Here is a 16,348-nt window from a genome sequence, read left to right on the forward strand (position 1 = left end):
TCAACGCACCCAAGCGCGGCTAGACTATCGGGCTGCCGTCTCACTTGGGTGCCCGATGAACCTCCGCATAATCCTGATTCTGGGTGCCTTGAGCGCCTTTGCGCCGCTGGCGATCGATTTTTACCTGCCCGGCTTCCCGGCCATGGCCAAGGCCTTCGCCACGGATGAAAAACACATCCAGCTGACCCTGGCGGTGTATTTCGGCGGCCTGGCCATCGGCCAACTGATCTATGGCCCACTGGCCGACCGCTTTGGTCGACGAGGCCCGCTGCTCAGTGGTGTCACCCTGTTTACCCTGGCGTCCTTTGCTTGTGCCTTTGCGCCGTCGCTGGAATGGCTGATCGGCGCGCGTTTTGTGCAGGCGCTGGGTGGCTGCGCCGGCATGGTGATTTCCCGCGCGGTGGTCAGTGACAAATGCGACGCGGTCGGCTCGGCCAAAGTGTTTTCCCAGTTGATGCTGGTCACCGGCCTGGCGCCGATCCTTGCACCGCTGGCCGGTGGACTGATGGTGGGAATATGGGGCTGGCAGTCGATTTTCCTCGCCCTGTCGATCTTCAGCGTGATGGCGGCCATCGCCGTGGCCGTTGGGCTGCCGGAAACCTTCCCGGCCCATCAGCCGCGCCAGCCGTTGTCCGGGTCGCTGCGCCGCTATGCGGCGTTGTTGTCGGACCGGGTTTACCTGGGCTATGCGCTCACCGGCGGCATCTCGATCGCCGGAATGTTTGCCTACATCGCCGGTTCACCTTTCGTCTTCATCCAGCTCTACGGCGTGCCCGCCGAGCATTACGGCTGGCTGTTCGGCTCCAACGCCGCGGGCTTTATCCTGGTGGCGCAGTTGAATGCACGATTGCTGTCCAAGCGTGGCCCGGCGTTCCTGTTGTCGCGCAGTGTGTGGGTTTATCTGCTGGCAGCGTTGAGCTTGCTCGGTATCGCGGCATTGCGCACCGATGCGCTGTGGCCATTACTGGTGCCGCTGTTTATCTGCATTGCCAGCTTGGGCTGCATTTTGCCGAATACCTCGGCCTGTGCCATGAGCGGGCAGGGTGCACGGGCCGGTAGCGCTTCGGCGTTGCTGGGGTGTATTCAGTTTGGCGTTGCGGCGGGGGCGGCGTCGTTGGTCGGGGTTTTGCACGATGGCACGGCGATGCCGATGGCGATGGTCATCAGCTTGTGCGGTGTGTTGGCGGTGACGATCGCAATGTCGACCCAGCGCCTGCAACGCAAACGGGCCTTGCAGGCGCAGGTCTGAACAGCGGATCAGCCAGCGGCGGAGCGTTGCTGGCTGCTTGGAAAACGGTGGGGCGCCTGGATACGGGCTTGCAGGGTATCGGCAAAGGCGCGGGCCTCGGCTTCGGTGCGGAATGTGAAGGCGTCCTGGTCGAGACGGACCTGCCATTTATTGCCTGCGGATTTTGCTAACGCTTTTATCAGGATTTTCATTGCTGACTTCCTCACGTAAAAGAATCGTGGCAAAGGCGGCCAATATAAACCCGAATACGCTCACAAATATGACAAAGGTCAACTGTCTGACTAGCGGTGTCGTCCATTACTCACATGAATAATGGACGACCCTGACAGCTATTTTTTCAGAAACCTTCCAGCACGATCTTGCCCTTGGCCTTTCCGCTTTCCAGCAGCGCATGGGCACGCCGCAGGTTCGCGGCATTGATCACACCGAAGTGTTCACCCACCGTGGTTTTCAAGGTGCCGGCATCGATCAGTTCGGCCACGCGATTGAGCAGGTTGTGCTGTTCGATCATGTCCGGCGTCTCGAACATCGAGCGGGTGTACATGAACTCCCAGTGCAGCGACAGGCTCTTGCGCTTGAGCTTGCTGACGTCCAGCGCCTTGGGGTCGTCAATCAGCGCCAGCTTGCCTTGCGGTTGCAGGGCTTCGACCAACTGGTCCAGATGGTGATCGGTCTGGGTCAGGCTGGCGACGTGGGTCACCTGCGGGTGGCCGGCAGCTTTCAGTGCTTCGCTGAGCGGTTGGCTGTGGTCGATCACCAGGTCGGCGCCGAGGGCTTTGGTCCACGCTTGGGTTTCCGGGCGTGAGGCGGTGCCGATTACTTTCAAGGCGGTAAGTTGGCTGGCCAGTTGAGTCAGGATCGACCCCACGCCACCGGCGGCACCGACGATCAACAGGCTCTGGCCTTCCTCCTGATGACCTTCGCGCACTTGCAGGCGTTCGAACAGCAATTCCCAGGCGGTGATGGCGGTCAGCGGCAACGCGGCGGCTTCGGCAAAACCCAGGCTCTTCGGCATATGCCCGACGATGCGCTCATCCACCGTGTGCAATTCGCTGTTGCCGCCCGGACGCACCAGGGAACCCGCGTAAAACACCTTGTCTCCGACCTTGAACAGTGTCACGTCGCTGCCGACGGCCTTGACCACACCGGCCACGTCCCAGCCCAGTACCTTGGCGGCGCCATTTTCCGGGGCGACGTTCTGGCGCACCTTGGTGTCTACCGGGTTGACCGAGATGGCTTTGACTTCCACCAACACGTCACGCGGGCCTGCGACAGGTGCGGGCAGTTCGATGTCTTGCAGGGCGTTTGGATCGTTGATCGGCAGTGAGGCGTAGTAGGCAATGGCTTTCATGATGGCTCCAGAAAACACGGGTAATCGACTGTAGGAGCGAGCTTGCTCGCGAAAGACTCAAGGGCGCCGCGTTAAACCAGGCATGCAGCGTTTTCGTTGACGATTTTCGCGAGCAATCTCGCTCCTACAGAAAAATGGTGGGGATCAGGCGAGAAATTTCAGGCGCTTGAGCTCGAAGTGTTCAAGCACATCCGCGGCCTTGGCGCGAAAGCTCTGGATATGCGCGCTCTGGTCGTGGTCGGCCAGCGCCGCGTCGTCGCTCCAGCGTTCGAGCATGTAGAAGGTTTCGGGGTGTTGCAGATCCTGGTGCAAATCGTACTGCTCGCAACCGGCTTCCAGGCGCGTGGGTTCCAACAGGCCGCGCAGCAAGGTTTCCAGGGTGGCCTGTTGGCCGGGTTTGGCGATCAGCGTGGCAATGACGTTAAAGGCGGTGGACATATTCAACTCCAGACACGTGATGAACGGGATGCACAGATGATTGGCTATTTCCCGCGCAGATAAAACCCGCTAAAACTGCAGTCTGTTTCAACAAAACTTTGATAATGAGCGGAAGGGCATGCTGCGTTTTGATGATTTGCAGTTGTTTGTGCGTGCGGCAGACCTGGGTAGCTTGTCCGCAGCAGCCAGGGTAATGGACCTGTCGCCTGCGGTGGCGAGTGCGGCGCTCAAGCGCATCGAACAGCAACTGGGCACACGCTTGCTGGCGCGTTCCACTCGCAGCCTGCGCCTGACCGCCGAAGGCGAGGGTTTCCTGGAATATGCCCGGGCGGCCTTAAGCTCGCTGGATGAAGGGCGACGCTTATTGGCCAGCGGCCAGGACCATGTCAGTGGTGTGCTGCAGTTGTCGGCCCCGTCGGATTTCGGGCGCAATCAGCTGTTGCCGTGGTTGGATGAATTCCAGCGTGACTACCCGCAACTCACCGTGCGGTTGTTGCTGGGCGATCGGATTGCCGATCTGTTCCGCCAGCCGGTGGATATAGCCCTGCGCTATGGTGAGCCTGAAGACTCCAGCCTGATTGCGCTGCCCATCGCCCCGGACAATGTGCGTGTGCTGTGTGCGTCTCCCAGCTATCTCGCACGGTATGGCGAGCCTCGGCACCTGGAGCAGTTGGCCCAGCACAATTGCCTGCTGTACATGCTCGGCAGCCGGGTCCACGACCACTGGAGCTTTCACGATGGTAAACGCGAAATCAGCCTGACCGTCACCGGCGACCGCTTCAGTGACGATGCCGATGTGGTCCGGCGCTGGGCGGTGGCGGGGGTGGGCATTGCCTACAAGTCCTGGCTGGATGTGAATACCGACGTACTGGCCGGGCGCTTGCGCCTTATCCTGCCGGAGCTGCGCGGTGAGCGTACACCGCTCAATCTGCTGTGCGCGCACCGCGCGCAATTGAGCAAACCCATCAACCTGTTGCGGGAAATGCTCGTGTCTCGCTGTGCGACATTGACCGCCCAATTGCCAGAGCGATCCGGCACAACATAACGGACTCCATCAAAGTCGGAAATTTCACTCAGATCCTGTCCCTCTCTACGCTGTCAGACGCCATGGAACCGGTGGTTTGCGCCCCTATACTTTGGTGCCTACCTCAGCAGAAAAATAAATCGACAGGGAGTGAAAAGATGGAAGCTGCACCTTGCATCAGTCAGATCGCCAGCTTGCTCGCCGAGCCCAAACGTACTGCCATGCTGTGGGCCTTGATGGATGGCTCGGCCAAGTCACCCGTCGAGTTGGCGGCGCTTGCCGGGTTGTCACCGACATCCGCCAACGCGCATCTGGCGCGACTGACGGCAAGTGGTGTGCTGCAAGTGGAAGCCAGGCGCGGCAAGCGTTTGTTCCGTGTCGCGGCGCCTGATGTCAGTGCCGCCATTGACGCCTTGGCCAGGACCACCATGGCGTGCGCCGCACGCCGGGCGCCGGAGTCTCTGCCGCCGGCGTTGGTCGCTCCAGCGCTGTTACGCCATGCGCGGTTGTGCCATGGCCACCTCGGTGGGGAATTGGGCGCTCAGTTGTACCAGCATCTGCTGGAGGCGGGTTGGATAGAACGCTATGAGCAGCGTGCCGATATCACGGTCAAGGGCGCACAGCGCCTGGCAAGCCTTGGGATTTTTACCCAAGCCCTGGCGTCGCCGCTGGTGTGTAATTGTTTCGACTGGAGCCAGCACCAACCTCATTTGGGGGGGGCGTTGGGTGCGGGGTTGTTGCAACTCTTTCTGCAGTCGAACTGGATCAGCGTGATCAATGAGTCCCAGGCGTTACGGGTCAACGCCGTAGGGCATAGGGAAATCACTCGATTGGCCAGGTCTGCCTGACCTGGCCAATTGTTCTTTACACCGTTATGGCTTTACAAGCCGCGCATCCAAGCTGTTCTGCGCCAGGCGTTTGGCCTGGTCCTGGGTCATGCCCAGCGAGGTGTACAGCGCGTGGAAGTTTTCGGTGACATAACCGCCGAAGTAGGCCGGGTCATCCGAGTTCACCGTCACCTTCACGCCACGCTCAAGCATGTCGAGGATGTTGTGCTGGGCCATGTCATCGAACACGCACAGCTTGGTGTTGGACAACGGGCACACGGTCAGAGGGATCTGCTCGTCGATGATGCGCTGCATCAGGCGCTCGTCTTCGATGGCGCGCACGCCATGGTCGATACGCTGGATCTTCAGCAGGTCAATGGCTTCCCAGATGTACTCGGGCGGGCCTTCTTCGCCGGCGTGGGCCACGGTGAGGAAACCTTCGTGGCGGGCACGGTCGAACACGCGCTGGAACTTGCTCGGTGGGTGACCCATTTCCGAGCTGTCCAGGCCCACGGCCACGAACGCGTCGCGGAATGGCAGAGCTTGGTCCAGGGTTTTCTCGGCTTCAGCTTCGCTCAGGTGGCGCAGGAAGCTGAGGATCAAGCCGCTGGTGATACCCAGTTGTTGCTCGCCATCTTTCAATGCGGCGGCGATGCCGTTGAGCACTACTTCGAACGGGATGCCACGGTCGGTGTGGGTCTGCGGATCGAAGAAGGGTTCGGTGTGAATCACGTTCTGCTCTTTGCAACGCAGCAGGTAGGCCCAGGTCAGGTCGTAGAAATCCTGGGAGGTGCGCAGCACATCGGCGCCTTTGTAATACAGGTCGAGAAACTCTTGCAGGTTGTTGAAGGCATAAGCCTTGCGCAGGGTTTCGACGTCGTTCCACGGCAGCGCAATCTTGTTGCGCTCGGCCAGGGCAAACAGCAGCTCAGGCTCCAGCGAGCCTTCCAGGTGCAGGTGCAGTTCAGCCTTGGGCAGGGCGTTGAGCCAATCGTACATTTTCTAAATTCTCATCAGGTGCAATGGCGGCATTCTACAGGCCATGGCCGAAATAATCGGCAAAACCTGACCAGCAGGATCGTTTTCGTTGCATTCGCGCAAGGGCCGCGTGAACTAAGGTGTAACGAAACGTTAGCGGCGTGACGCAGTCTGTACCCCATCAATGACTGATTTGCCGCACTAAAAGGCCCGGAATGCTCACATCCCTCAAGCAAGAAAAATTCATGCTGCTGGCGCTGATTGCTGCCATCGCCGCCTACCCGCTGGAGCACTGGATGCTGCACAGCGGGCAGATCACGGCGTTGCTCGCCGGTGTGGTGCTGATCGGCTTTATCGTGGTGGCGTCGATGCGCGTGGCCCACCATGCCGAGCAACTGGCGGAAAAGGTCGGCGACCCCTACGGCACCATGATCCTCACCCTCGCCGCCGTGCTGGTGGAAGTGGTGATCCTGGCGATCATGATGAGCAACGAGCCTTCGCCCACCCTGGTACGGGACACCATCTATTCGGCGGTGATGCTCGATATCAACGGCATCCTCGGCCTGGCTGCGTTGATGGGCGGCATCAAGCATGGCGAACAGTCCTACAACGATGATTCGGCCCGCACCTACAGCGTGATGATCCTCACCGCCATGGGCGTGTCGATGGTGGTGCCGGAATTCATCCCCGAAGCCGACTGGAAAATCTACTCGGCCTTCACCATTGGCGCGATGGTGGTGTTGTACACCCTGTTCCTGCGCATGCAGGTGGGGCCGCACAGCTATTTCTTCAGCTACAGCTACCCGGAAAAACGCCGCAAGAAACTGCCGGAAGAACAGGAGGCACCGCCGGTCAACCTGGCGTTTTCCATCGGCACCCTGGTATTTGGGGTGATTGTGATCGGCGCATTGGCCGAGGTGATGTCCAAGACGCTGGATCTAGGCTTGGAGGGTACGGGAGCGCCGCCGGTGATTACGGCGATTGTGGTCGCGGCGATTTCAGCGGCGCCGGAAATCCTGACGGCGTTGCGTGCCGCGTTGGCCAACCGCATGCAGTCGGTGGTCAACATTGCGTTGGGTGCTTCGCTGTCGACGGTGATCTTGACGGTGCCGGTGATGGAGGCGATGGCGCTCTATACCGGCCAACCGTTCCAGATGGCGATGACGCCGGTACAAACGGTGATGGTGTTTATCACGCTGATCGTCAGCGCGATCAACCTCAACGATGGCGAAACCAACGCCATCGAAGGGATGACCCATTTTGTGCTGTTTGCGACCTTTATCATGTTGTCGTTGCTGGGGTTGTAATCAGCCAGCGATCAACTGCCGCGCGGCCTGGCTGTGATCGGCGATCAAGCCTTTTAGGTCCAGGCCTTCGACCTGGCCGTCGATCACGCGCCATTTGCCTGCAATCATCACCCGGTCCGCACGGTCGGCGCCGCACAACAGCAGCGCCGAGATCGGATCGTGGCTGCCGGAGAAGCGCAGCTCATCGAGCTTGAACAGCGCCAGATCAGCCTGTTTTCCGACAGCCAATTCACCGATATCCGTACGGCCCAGCAACTGCGCCGAGCCTTTGGTTGCCCAGCCCAGCACGCCTTCCGGGGTGATCTTTTCCGCGCCGTAACGCAGGCGCTGGATGTACAAAGCCTGGCGCGCTTCAAGGATCATGTTCGACGCATCGTTGGACGCGGAACCGTCCACACCCAGTCCGATAGGCGCGCCGGCCGCGAGCAGGTCCAGGGTCGGGCAGATGCCGGACGCCAGGCGCATGTTCGAGCTTGGGCAATGGCAGATGCCGGTGCCTGCAGCGCCCAGGCGCGCAATTTCATCCGGGTTGAAGTGAATGCCATGCGCCAGCCAGGTACGTGGGCCGAGCCAGCCGACGCTGTCGAGGTAGTCCACGGTGCGCAGGCCGAAGCGCTGCAGGCAGAAGTCTTCTTCGTCGAGGGTTTCGGCCAGGTGGGTGTGCAGGCGCACATCGAGGCGGTTGGCCAGTTCGGCGCTGGCTTCCATGATTTCCGGGGTGACGGAAAACGGCGAGCAGGGTGCCAGGGCGATCTGGATTTGCGCGCCGTCACCACGCTCATGGTATTCGTGGATCAGACGCTGACTGTCTTCAAGGATGACTTGGCCCTGCTGCACTGTCTGCTGCGGTGGCAGGCCGCCGTCGGCCTCACCCAAACTCATGGAACCACGGGTGAGCATGGCGCGCATGCCCAACTCGCGGACGCTTTCCACTTGTACGTCGATGGCGTTTTCCAGGCCGTCGGGGAACAAGTAGTGGTGGTCCGCCGCTGTGGTGCAGCCCGAGAGCAGTAATTCGGCCAATGCGACTTTGCTGGCGAGGGCGAGTTTTTCCGGGGTGAGCCGCGCCCACACCGGATACAAGGTTTTCAACCAGGGAAACAACGGCTGATTGACCACCGGCGCCCAGGCGCGAGTCAGGGTTTGATAGAAATGATGGTGGGTATTGATCAGCCCCGGCAGGACTACATGCTCACGCGCATCGAACACTTCGGTGCAGGGCTGCGCAGGCGCTTGTCCGTGGGCCAGCACTTCGGTGATCACACCGTCTTGCAGCACCAGGCCGCCACGGGCGTCGAGGCCATTGGCGGTGAAAATCGCGAGGGGGTTTTTTAACCAGATACGGGTCGCAGGCATTGGCCGGCTCCTCTGAATGATGGGTTCAGGTTTGCCAGCTCAGTGTTGCCCTGTCTGCTGATCCAGGGTCGCCGGTGAGGGCGAGGTGATGAGTCTACCTCTGTAGGAGCGAGCTTGCTCGCGAAAAACGTCAACAATAACGCGAGCTTTCTGGATTAACGCGGTGCCTTGGCGTTTTTCGCGGGCAAGCCCGCTCCCACAGGGGCTAATTTACCAGGCGATGGTGTCGCCTTTGTAATCGATGAAGTGATGGCCGCCTTTGCCGGTGTAGGCGTTCACCTGGTCCACCAGGCCGCGCACGCTGGTGTCGACGTCAATGTGCGCGTTTTCGCCGCCCATGTCGGTCTTCACCCAGCCCGGGTGCAGTGACAGCACGGTCAACTTGTGGTCGCCCAATTGGGTGATGAAGCTGTTGGTCATGGAGTTGAGTGCCGCCTTGCTGGCTTTGTACAACGCCAGGTCGGAGCCGTCGGGGATGGTCACGCTGCCCAGTACCGAACTCATGAACGCCAATACGCCGCTGTCCTTGCGGATCTGCCCGACAAAACGCTGGGCCAGGTTGATCGGCGCCACGGCGTTGGTGAAGAACAGTTGGCCGACCTCTGCCAGCGTGGCGTGGCCCGGCTCCTGGTTGGCAGGGCCTTTGACGCCGGCGTTGACGAACAACAGATCGAAGGTCCGTTCCTTCAGGCGTTGGCTCAGGGCGATCACGGCTTGCTGGTCGTCCATGTCAAGTTTTTCGATCTGTACCGGGCCTACGGCTTTCAGGGCATCGGCCTTGCTCGGATCACGCACGGTGGCGGTCACGTCCCAACCGTCCTGCAACAGTTGCTTGACCAGGCCAAGGCCCAGCCCGCGCGAGGCGCCGATGATCAATGCGGTTTTTGGCGTAGACATGAAAAGCTTCCTTTAAGAGTCGCGGTTCAGGGTGTTCAACGTTGTAGCAGGATACGCCCACGGCTAAGGTCGGCGAGTTGAATTTGCAGGGTATCGATATGGGCTTCGCCCAAGGCGAGTTGTAGCTCGACGCCGTTGGCGGTGAAAGATTCTTCTACTACCAGTCCGCCCAGTTCGGCGACGCGCAGTTTCACCAGGTTCAATTCCGAGAAACCGCATGCGCAGCTCAACGGCACGCGGCTGATGAGCTCAATGCGTTCGGCGGTTTGCAGGCATTTGTTCGCGCCGCCGCCATACGCGCGGGCGAGGCCACCGGTGCCCAACTGGATGCCGCCGTACCAGCGGATGACCAGCACCGCGACCTGATCGAAACCTTGTGCTTCGATGGCCGCCAGGATCGGTCGGCCAGCGGTACCACCGGGTTCGCCATCATCATTGCTGCGGTATTGATCCGCGAGCTTCCAGGCCCAGCAGTTGTGCGTGGCGTTCAAGTCGCTGTGCTGCGCGAAAAACGCCTGGGCGTCTTGCGGGCTGGTGATGGGGGCGGCGAGGGTGATAAAGCGGCTTTTGCGGATTTCTTCGTGAAACTCGCAAAGACCGGTAAGCGTGAAAGGCATAAGTCGCTTCGTTTATAGGGCGGGCTTGACGCCACAGCCTTTGAGAATGATGTGGATCAGGTTGGTGCCGGCGTCTTCCATGTCTTGCTTGGTCAGCTTGGTTCGACCAGTGACGCGACAGATCTGGGTGGCGAAGTCGGCATAGTGCTGGGTGCTGCCCCACAGCAGGAAAATCAGGTGCACCGGGTCGATCGGGTCCATCTTGCCAGCGTCAATCCAGGCCTGGAACACCGCCGCACGGCCACTGAACCAGGCGCGGTAGTCCTGGCTGAAATATTCGGTCAGGCATTCACCGCCGCTGATGATTTCCATCGCGAAAATCCGCGAGGCCTGGGGTTGACGGCGCGAAAATTCCATCTTGGTGCGAATGTAGCGAGTGAGGGCGACGGCCGGGTCATCTTCGGCGGTCAGCGTGTTGAAGGTGCTGTCCCACAGTTCGAGGATGTTGCTGAGCACCGCAATGTACAGGCCCAGTTTATTGGTGAAGTAGTAATGCAAGTTGGCCTTGGGCAACCCGGCACTGGCAGCAATGGTGTTCATGCTGGTGCCTTTGTAGCCATGGCGTGCGAACTCATCTTCAGCAGCCTGGAGAATCGCTTGTTCGTTCTTTTGCCGAATGCGGCTGGCGGGCTTACCGGCGTGGTTGCTGTGGGCAGGAACTTCGAGGCTCATGGAGGTTTCCGTGCTGATCGATAGAGACGACGTGTGCACAGATAACCCACCCTCAAGCCTCAGACAAGTCCTGATGCAATAAAACCGTCAAAGCGGTTCCAGTGTGTCGCTTTCCGAAACGTGGTTTGCGGCAGCCTCGTTTGCTTTGGCTTCGGGCAATAACAGGCACAGCAAAATGGCGGTCAACCCGCCGCTGGTGATGGCGGAGTCGAACAGGTTTTGTACCAGCGTCGGCATCAGGTGCAACAGGTTCGGTTGCGCGGCGATGCCCAGGCCGACGCCAAACGAGGTGGCGATGATCAGCATGCTGCGTCGGTCCAGCGGTGCTTGGGCGAGGATGCGCACGCCGGCGGCGGCCACACTGCCGAACATCACCAGGGTGGCGCCGCCCAATACCGGTTTGGGGATTTGTTGCAGTACCGCGCCAATCAATGGAAACAAGCCGAGGCAAAACAGCACCACGCCGATGTATAGGCCGACGTAACGGCTGGCCACGCCGGTAAGTTGGATCACGCCGTTGTTCTGCGCAAAGGTAGTGTTGGGGAAAGCGCTGAACGTGGCGGCGATCATGCAGCTCACGCCATCGCCGAGTACGCCACCTTTAAGCCGGCTTATATAGGAAGGGCCGCTGATGGGCTGGCGGGCGATCATGCAGTTGGCGGTGAGGTCGCCGACGGTTTCGATGCTGCTGATCAGATAAATCAGCGCAATGGGCAGGAAAGCACTCCAGTCGAAGTTGAAACCGAAGCGAAACGGAATGGGTAAGCTGACCAGAGGGAGTTCGGGCAGAGCTTGAGGCACGAGTTTGCCGCTGAACCAGGCGGCGAGACTGCCGAGGGCCAAGCCGATGATGATGGCCGAGAGGCGTACCCAAGGTGTGTTGGAGCGGTTGAGCAGAATGATCGTCAAAACAACGAACACGCCCAGTGCCAGGTTGGCGGGTGCGCCGAAGTCAGGGGCGTTGAAGCCGCCGCCGAGGTCAGTGATACCGACCTTGATCAAGCTGATGCCGATCAGGGTGATGACAATCCCAGTCACCAGAGGCGTGATGACTCGGCGCAGTTGTCCGATAAACCGACTCAGCACAATCTGCACCACAGCGCCGAAAAAGCACACGCCGAAGATCATCGCCATGATGTCTTCCGGGCTGCCGCCGCGTTGTTTCACCAAGAATCCGGCTGATAGCACTGCACCGAGGAAGGCAAAGCTGGTGCCTTGCAGGCAGATCATCCCGGCGCCGATTCCAAATGGTCTACGCGCCTGAATGAAGGTGCCTACGCCGGAGACCATCAACGCCATGCTGATCAGGTAGGGCAAATGGGCAGTGAGACCCAGGGTGGAGCCGATGATCAGCGGCGGGGTGATGATGCCGACAAACGCAGCGAGCACATGTTGCAGTGCGGCGAGAAAAGCCGGGGCGGGTTTTGGGCGGTCGTTGAGGCCGTAGATCAGGTCGCTGCTGTTGGACGCTTCTGGTGGCATGGCGGGCAAACTCAAGGTCTATGTCCTTGGGTTATTGCAAAAAGCTGTCCAACTGCTCAGCTTTTAGCTGCGAGGCCGAGTTAGCGGGTTGCCGCGAGACTTTCCAGGAAACTTTCCAGCACCAAATGGGGGCGTCGACCCTTGCGCGTGACCGATGCGAGGCTTAAATCGTAAAAACGTGTAGTCGGTTTCAGCGCACGCAGTCGGCCTTGTTGTACCCACAGGCTGGCGTAATGGTCGGGCAGGTAGCCGATATAGCGGCCGGTGAGAATCAGGAAGGCCATGCCTTCGCGGTCCGAAGCGCTCGCGGTGCAGTTGAGCGCCTGGTAATGGGCCTGAATCTCGGCTGGCAGGCGGAAGGTCGGGGCGATCGCGTCTTGGGCATCGATGCGTGCGTCGTCCAACTGCTTGTTGTCGGCGTAAAACAGCGGGTGACCCACCGCGCAGTAGAGCAGTGAACGCTCACTGTACAACGGCTGGTATTCCAACCCCGACAGCGCGCTGGCCTGAGGCACCACGCCCACGTGCAGGCGACCATCGAGTACGCCTTGCTCGACTTCGTTGGGGGCGATCATGCGGATCTGGATCTGTACATCCGGGCCGCGCTCCTTCAACTGGGCAAGCGCGTGGGTGATGCGCATGTGGGGCAAGGTGACGAGGTTGTCGGTGAGGCCGATGATCAACTCGCCGCGCAAGTGCTGGTGCAAGCCGTTGACCTCGGTGCGAAAGCTTTCCAGGGCACTTAATAATTGCAGGGCGGATTGGTAGACCTCACGCCCCTCTTCAGTCAGCGAGAAACCGGCGCGGCCGCGTTGGCACAGTCTTAATCCGAGGCGTTGTTCGAGATCGCTCATTTGCTGGCTGATCGCCGAGCGCCCGATGCCCAGCACGGTTTCCGCTGCTGAGAAGCCACCGCATTCGACCACGCTGCGAAAGATGCGCAACAGGCGGATATCGAAGTCGCTGACTTGGGCCAGGGGATCGGGTCGACGGCTGCTCATAGTTTAGTGAAGGCCTGACTGAAGGTTAGAAGAGTTGAATTTCACCGACTTTATCGCCGTGGCAATTTAGCTGCAACAACGCTTTTCAATCCCGACGCTGCCTTTTGCCCTGCGAGGTTTTGCTGATGAACATGCCCGAAAACGCCCCATCGTCCCTGGCCAGCCAATTGAAGCTGGACGCGCACTGGATGCCTTACACCGCCAACCGTAACTTCCAGCGTGACCCGCGCCTGATCGTGGCGGCCGAAGGTAGCTGGTTGACCGATGACAAGGGACGCAAGGTGTACGACTCATTGTCGGGCCTGTGGACCTGTGGTGCCGGGCATACCCGTAAGGAAATTCAGGAGGCGGTGGCCAAGCAATTGGGCACTCTGGACTATTCGCCAGGCTTCCAATACGGTCATCCGTTGTCCTTCCAACTGGCGGAAAAGATCACTGACCTGACCCCTGGCAACCTGAACCACGTGTTCTTCACCGACTCCGGCTCCGAGTGCGCCGATACGGCGGTGAAGATGGTGCGTGCCTACTGGCGCCTGAAAGGCCAGGCGACCAAGACCAAGATGATTGGCCGCGCTCGCGGTTATCACGGGGTGAACATCGCCGGCACCAGCCTGGGCGGCGTTAACGGCAACCGTAAGATGTTTGGTCAGGCGATGATGGACGTTGACCATCTGCCGCACACCTTGCTGGCGAGCAATGCTTTTTCCCGTGGCATGCCGGAGCAGGGCGGTATCGCGCTGGCCGATGAGCTGCTCAAGCTGATCGAGCTGCATGACGCATCGAACATCGCCGCTGTCTTTGTCGAGCCAATGGCAGGTTCTGCGGGCGTGCTGGTGCCGCCTCAGGGTTACCTCAAGCGTCTGCGTGAGATTTGCGATCAACACAACATCCTGCTGGTGTTTGACGAAGTGATCACCGGCTTTGGCCGTACCGGTTCGATGTTCGGCGCCGACAGCTTCGGCGTGACCCCGGACCTGATGTGCATCGCCAAGCAAGTCACCAACGGCGCGATCCCGATGGGCGCGGTGATTGCCAGTAGCGAGATCTATCAGACCTTCATGAACCAGGCGACGCCTGAGTACGCGGTGGAATTCCCCCACGGCTACACCTACTCGGCGCACCCGGTCGCTTGCGCGGCTGGCTTGGCGGCATTGGACCTGTTGCAGAAGGAAAACCTGGTGCAGAGCGTCGCCGAAGTCGCACCGCACTTTGAGAATGCGCTGCATGGCCTGAAGGGCAGCAAGAACGTGATCGACATCCGCAACTACGGCCTGGCCGGCGCGATCCAGATCGCCCCGCGTGACGGCGATGCGATCGTGCGTCCATTCGAGGCCGGTATGGCTTTGTGGAAAGCCGGCTTCTACGTGCGCTTTGGCGGTGACACCTTGCAGTTCGGGCCAACCTTCAACAGCAAGCCGCAGGACCTGGATCGCCTGTTCGATGCGGTCGGCGAAGTGCTGAACAAGATCGACTGATTTCTCCTTCTATATAGAACAACTTTTCAGGAGCCCTGCATGAGCCTTATCCAGCATTTGATCAACGGTGAGTTGGTCAACGACAGCGGTCGCAGTGCCGACGTGTACAACCCGTCCACCGGCCAGGTGATCCACCAAGTGCCGTTGGCCAGTCGTGAAACCATTCAACAGGCAATCGACTCGGCCAAGGCGGCGTTCCCGGCCTGGCGTAATACGCCAGCGGCCAAGCGTGCCCAGGTGATGTTTCGTTTCAAGCAATTGCTGGAGCAGAACGAAGCGCGTATCTCGCAGTTGATCAGCGAAGAGCATGGCAAGACCTTGGAAGATGCCGCGGGTGAACTGAAGCGCGGGATTGAAAACGTCGAATACGCGTGCTCTGCGCCGGAAATTCTGAAGGGCGAGTACAGCCGTAACGTAGGACCGAATATTGATGCGTGGTCGGATTTCCAACCACTGGGCGTAGTCGCTGGCATTACACCGTTCAACTTCCCGGCGATGGTGCCTTTGTGGATGTATCCGCTGGCGATTGTCTGCGGTAACTGCTTCATCCTGAAACCATCGGAGCGTGATCCGAGCTCGACGCTGTTGATCGCACAACTGCTGCAGGAAGCCGGCCTGCCCAAAGGCGTGTTGAGCGTGGTACATGGCGACAAGGGCGCAGTGGATGCGCTGATTGAAGCGCCGGAAGTGAAAGCGTTGAGCTTCGTGGGTTCGACGCCGATTGCCGAGTACATCTATTCCGAAGCGACCAAGCGTGGCAAGCGCGTGCAGGCACTGGGTGGTGCGAAGAACCATGCGGTGTTGATGCCGGATGCGGATTTGGATAACGCAGTCAGCGCGCTGATGGGCGCTGCTTATGGTTCTTGCGGCGAGCGCTGCATGGCCATCTCGGTAGCCGTGTGCGTGGGTGACCAAGTGGCGGACGCGTTGATTGCCAAGCTGGTGCCTCAGGTCAAGGCGCTGAAGATCGGCGCGGGCACGTCCTGCGGCCTGGATATGGGGCCGCTGGTGACAGGACAGGCCCGTGACAAAGTCAGTGGCTATATAGAGGACGGTGTGGCAGCGGGTGCCAAGTTGGTGGTTGATGGTCGTGGCTTGAGTGTTGCCGGGCATGAAGAGGGTTTCTTCCTTGGTGGCAGCCTGTTCGACCGTGTGACGCCAGAGATGCGCATCTATAAGGAAGAGATCTTTGGGCCAGTGCTGTGCGTGGTTCGGGTGAATAGCCTGGAAGCGGCGATGCAGCTGATTAACGATCACGAATACGGCAACGGCACCTGTATCTTTACCCGTGATGGTGAAGCGGCGCGTCTGTTCTGTGACGAGATTGAAGTGGGCATGGTCGGCGTGAACGTTCCTCTTCCGGTACCGGTGGCGTATCACAGCTTTGGTGGTTGGAAGCGTTCTCTGTTTGGTGACCTGCATGCGTATGGGCCGGATGGGGTGCGTTTCTATACCCGTCGCAAAGCGATTACCCAGCGCTGGCCACAGCGCGCCAGCCATGAAGCGTCGCAGTTTGCGTTCCCTAGCTTGTCTTAAGGCAAGCTGAAAGCCGGCCCCTTGGGGCCGGCTTTCGCGTTTTTGGGGCTTTTCTGACTTATATGACAGAAATATGAAGAAAGGCATTGACGGCAGATTCCAGATGTCTATAATTCGCCCCACTTCCGGCGCAGTCGA

16 protein-coding genes are annotated in these 16,348 nt (G+C 59.9%); 6 read left to right on the forward strand and 10 right to left on the reverse strand.

Annotation, left to right across the window (positions count from 1 at the left end):
• The first annotated feature begins 55 nt into the window (after positions 1 to 55).
• Positions 56 to 1,249, forward strand: coding sequence for a multidrug effflux MFS transporter (locus tag CI807_RS10020; protein ID WP_016977038.1), 1,194 nt, complete (start codon positions 56 to 58; stop codon positions 1,247 to 1,249).
• A gap of 8 nt (positions 1,250 to 1,257) precedes the next feature.
• Here CI807_RS10020 and CI807_RS10025 read toward each other — a convergent pair whose 3' ends face one another.
• The 3 genes from CI807_RS10025 to CI807_RS10035 form a co-directional block, all read right to left on the reverse strand.
• Positions 1,258 to 1,440, reverse strand: coding sequence for a hypothetical protein (locus tag CI807_RS10025; RefSeq protein ID WP_016977039.1), 183 nt, complete (start codon positions 1,438 to 1,440; stop codon positions 1,258 to 1,260).
• A gap of 146 nt (positions 1,441 to 1,586) precedes the next feature.
• On the reverse strand, positions 1,587 to 2,600 hold the full coding sequence (locus CI807_RS10030; RefSeq protein WP_095014564.1) for a zinc-binding alcohol dehydrogenase family protein: 1,014 nt from the start codon (positions 2,598 to 2,600) through the stop codon (positions 1,587 to 1,589).
• 144 nt (positions 2,601 to 2,744) lie between these two features.
• Positions 2,745 to 3,038, reverse strand: coding sequence for a putative quinol monooxygenase (locus CI807_RS10035; protein WP_016977041.1), 294 nt, complete (start codon positions 3,036 to 3,038; stop codon positions 2,745 to 2,747).
• Between the two features lie 118 nt (positions 3,039 to 3,156).
• Between CI807_RS10035 and CI807_RS10040 the strand changes: the two genes are divergently transcribed.
• Together CI807_RS10040 and CI807_RS10045 are read left to right on the forward strand one after the other, a co-directional pair.
• Positions 3,157 to 4,083: a LysR family transcriptional regulator gene (locus tag CI807_RS10040; protein WP_095014565.1), complete on the forward strand. Its 927-nt coding sequence runs from the start codon at positions 3,157 to 3,159 to the stop codon at positions 4,081 to 4,083.
• Positions 4,084 to 4,220: 137 nt separating this feature from the next.
• On the forward strand, positions 4,221 to 4,910 hold the full coding sequence (locus tag CI807_RS10045) for a helix-turn-helix transcriptional regulator (RefSeq protein WP_016977043.1): 690 nt from the start codon (positions 4,221 to 4,223) through the stop codon (positions 4,908 to 4,910).
• A 24-nt stretch (positions 4,911 to 4,934) separates the two neighbouring features.
• Here the strand turns inward: CI807_RS10045 and CI807_RS10050 are convergent, their stop codons facing one another.
• Positions 4,935 to 5,888 (reverse strand): adenosine deaminase, encoded by a 954-nt coding sequence (locus tag CI807_RS10050; protein ID WP_012722045.1) that lies wholly within the window; start codon positions 5,886 to 5,888, stop codon positions 4,935 to 4,937.
• 194 nt (positions 5,889 to 6,082) lie between these two features.
• On the opposite strand from CI807_RS10050, the gene CI807_RS10055 reads away from it, so the two are divergent.
• Positions 6,083 to 7,174, forward strand: a complete 1,092-nt coding sequence (locus tag CI807_RS10055) for a calcium:proton antiporter (RefSeq protein ID WP_071491557.1) — start codon at positions 6,083 to 6,085, stop codon at positions 7,172 to 7,174.
• On the opposite strand, the gene CI807_RS10060 is transcribed toward CI807_RS10055, so the two are convergent.
• The 6 genes from CI807_RS10060 to CI807_RS10085 form a co-directional block, all read right to left on the reverse strand.
• The gene (locus CI807_RS10060) at positions 7,175 to 8,530 is read right to left on the reverse strand and encodes an 8-oxoguanine deaminase (RefSeq protein WP_095014566.1); all 1,356 of its coding nucleotides are present in this window, start codon (positions 8,528 to 8,530) and stop codon (positions 7,175 to 7,177) included.
• Between the two features lie 210 nt (positions 8,531 to 8,740).
• The gene (locus CI807_RS10065; RefSeq protein ID WP_016977047.1) at positions 8,741 to 9,427 is read right to left on the reverse strand and encodes an SDR family oxidoreductase; all 687 of its coding nucleotides are present in this window, start codon (positions 9,425 to 9,427) and stop codon (positions 8,741 to 8,743) included.
• Between the two features lie 35 nt (positions 9,428 to 9,462).
• Positions 9,463 to 10,044 carry a YigZ family protein gene (locus CI807_RS10070; protein WP_095014567.1) on the reverse strand — a complete coding sequence of 194 codons (582 nt, stop codon included), beginning with the start codon at positions 10,042 to 10,044 and terminating at the stop codon, positions 9,463 to 9,465.
• A 12-nt stretch (positions 10,045 to 10,056) separates the two neighbouring features.
• Positions 10,057 to 10,716 carry a TetR/AcrR family transcriptional regulator gene (locus CI807_RS10075; RefSeq protein ID WP_016977049.1) on the reverse strand — a complete coding sequence of 220 codons (660 nt, stop codon included), beginning with the start codon at positions 10,714 to 10,716 and terminating at the stop codon, positions 10,057 to 10,059.
• 87 nt (positions 10,717 to 10,803) lie between these two features.
• Complete coding sequence (locus tag CI807_RS10080) at positions 10,804 to 12,198, reverse strand: uracil-xanthine permease family protein (protein WP_095014568.1); 1,395 nt, start codon at positions 12,196 to 12,198, stop codon at positions 10,804 to 10,806.
• Between the two features lie 80 nt (positions 12,199 to 12,278).
• A complete protein-coding gene (locus CI807_RS10085) occupies positions 12,279 to 13,199 on the reverse strand; it encodes a LysR family transcriptional regulator (protein ID WP_016977051.1) in 921 nt (306 codons plus the stop codon).
• Between the two features lie 125 nt (positions 13,200 to 13,324).
• Between CI807_RS10085 and CI807_RS10090 the strand changes: the two genes are divergently transcribed.
• Positions 13,325 to 14,674 carry an aspartate aminotransferase family protein gene (locus CI807_RS10090; protein ID WP_027607942.1) on the forward strand — a complete coding sequence of 450 codons (1,350 nt, stop codon included), beginning with the start codon at positions 13,325 to 13,327 and terminating at the stop codon, positions 14,672 to 14,674.
• 39 nt (positions 14,675 to 14,713) lie between these two features.
• Positions 14,714 to 16,210 carry a CoA-acylating methylmalonate-semialdehyde dehydrogenase gene (locus tag CI807_RS10095; protein ID WP_095014569.1) on the forward strand — a complete coding sequence of 499 codons (1,497 nt, stop codon included), beginning with the start codon at positions 14,714 to 14,716 and terminating at the stop codon, positions 16,208 to 16,210.
• Positions 16,211 to 16,348: the final 138 nt, after the last annotated feature.

This window comes from Pseudomonas sp. NS1(2017), from assembly GCF_002269425.1.
Lineage (GTDB): Bacteria > Pseudomonadota > Gammaproteobacteria > Pseudomonadales > Pseudomonadaceae > Aquipseudomonas > Aquipseudomonas reactans.

Coding starts and splice junctions, on each gene's coding strand:
- CI807_RS10020 (WP_016977038.1), top strand. CDS start 56: ATGAACCTCCGCATAATCCTGATTCTGGGTGCCTTGAGCGCCTTTGCG.
- CI807_RS10025 (WP_016977039.1), bottom strand. CDS start 1,440: ATGAAAATCCTGATAAAAGCGTTAGCAAAATCCGCAGGCAATAAATGG.
- CI807_RS10030 (WP_095014564.1), bottom strand. CDS start 2,600: ATGAAAGCCATTGCCTACTACGCCTCACTGCCGATCAACGATCCAAAC.
- CI807_RS10035 (WP_016977041.1), bottom strand. CDS start 3,038: ATGTCCACCGCCTTTAACGTCATTGCCACGCTGATCGCCAAACCCGGC.
- CI807_RS10040 (WP_095014565.1), top strand. CDS start 3,157: ATGCTGCGTTTTGATGATTTGCAGTTGTTTGTGCGTGCGGCAGACCTG.
- CI807_RS10045 (WP_016977043.1), top strand. CDS start 4,221: ATGGAAGCTGCACCTTGCATCAGTCAGATCGCCAGCTTGCTCGCCGAG.
- CI807_RS10050 (WP_012722045.1), bottom strand. CDS start 5,888: ATGTACGATTGGCTCAACGCCCTGCCCAAGGCTGAACTGCACCTGCAC.
- CI807_RS10055 (WP_071491557.1), top strand. CDS start 6,083: ATGCTCACATCCCTCAAGCAAGAAAAATTCATGCTGCTGGCGCTGATT.
- CI807_RS10060 (WP_095014566.1), bottom strand. CDS start 8,530: ATGCCTGCGACCCGTATCTGGTTAAAAAACCCCCTCGCGATTTTCACC.
- CI807_RS10065 (WP_016977047.1), bottom strand. CDS start 9,427: ATGTCTACGCCAAAAACCGCATTGATCATCGGCGCCTCGCGCGGGCTG.
- CI807_RS10070 (WP_095014567.1), bottom strand. CDS start 10,044: ATGCCTTTCACGCTTACCGGTCTTTGCGAGTTTCACGAAGAAATCCGC.
- CI807_RS10075 (WP_016977049.1), bottom strand. CDS start 10,716: ATGAGCCTCGAAGTTCCTGCCCACAGCAACCACGCCGGTAAGCCCGCC.
- CI807_RS10080 (WP_095014568.1), bottom strand. CDS start 12,198: ATGCCACCAGAAGCGTCCAACAGCAGCGACCTGATCTACGGCCTCAAC.
- CI807_RS10085 (WP_016977051.1), bottom strand. CDS start 13,199: ATGAGCAGCCGTCGACCCGATCCCCTGGCCCAAGTCAGCGACTTCGAT.
- CI807_RS10090 (WP_027607942.1), top strand. CDS start 13,325: ATGAACATGCCCGAAAACGCCCCATCGTCCCTGGCCAGCCAATTGAAG.
- CI807_RS10095 (WP_095014569.1), top strand. CDS start 14,714: ATGAGCCTTATCCAGCATTTGATCAACGGTGAGTTGGTCAACGACAGC.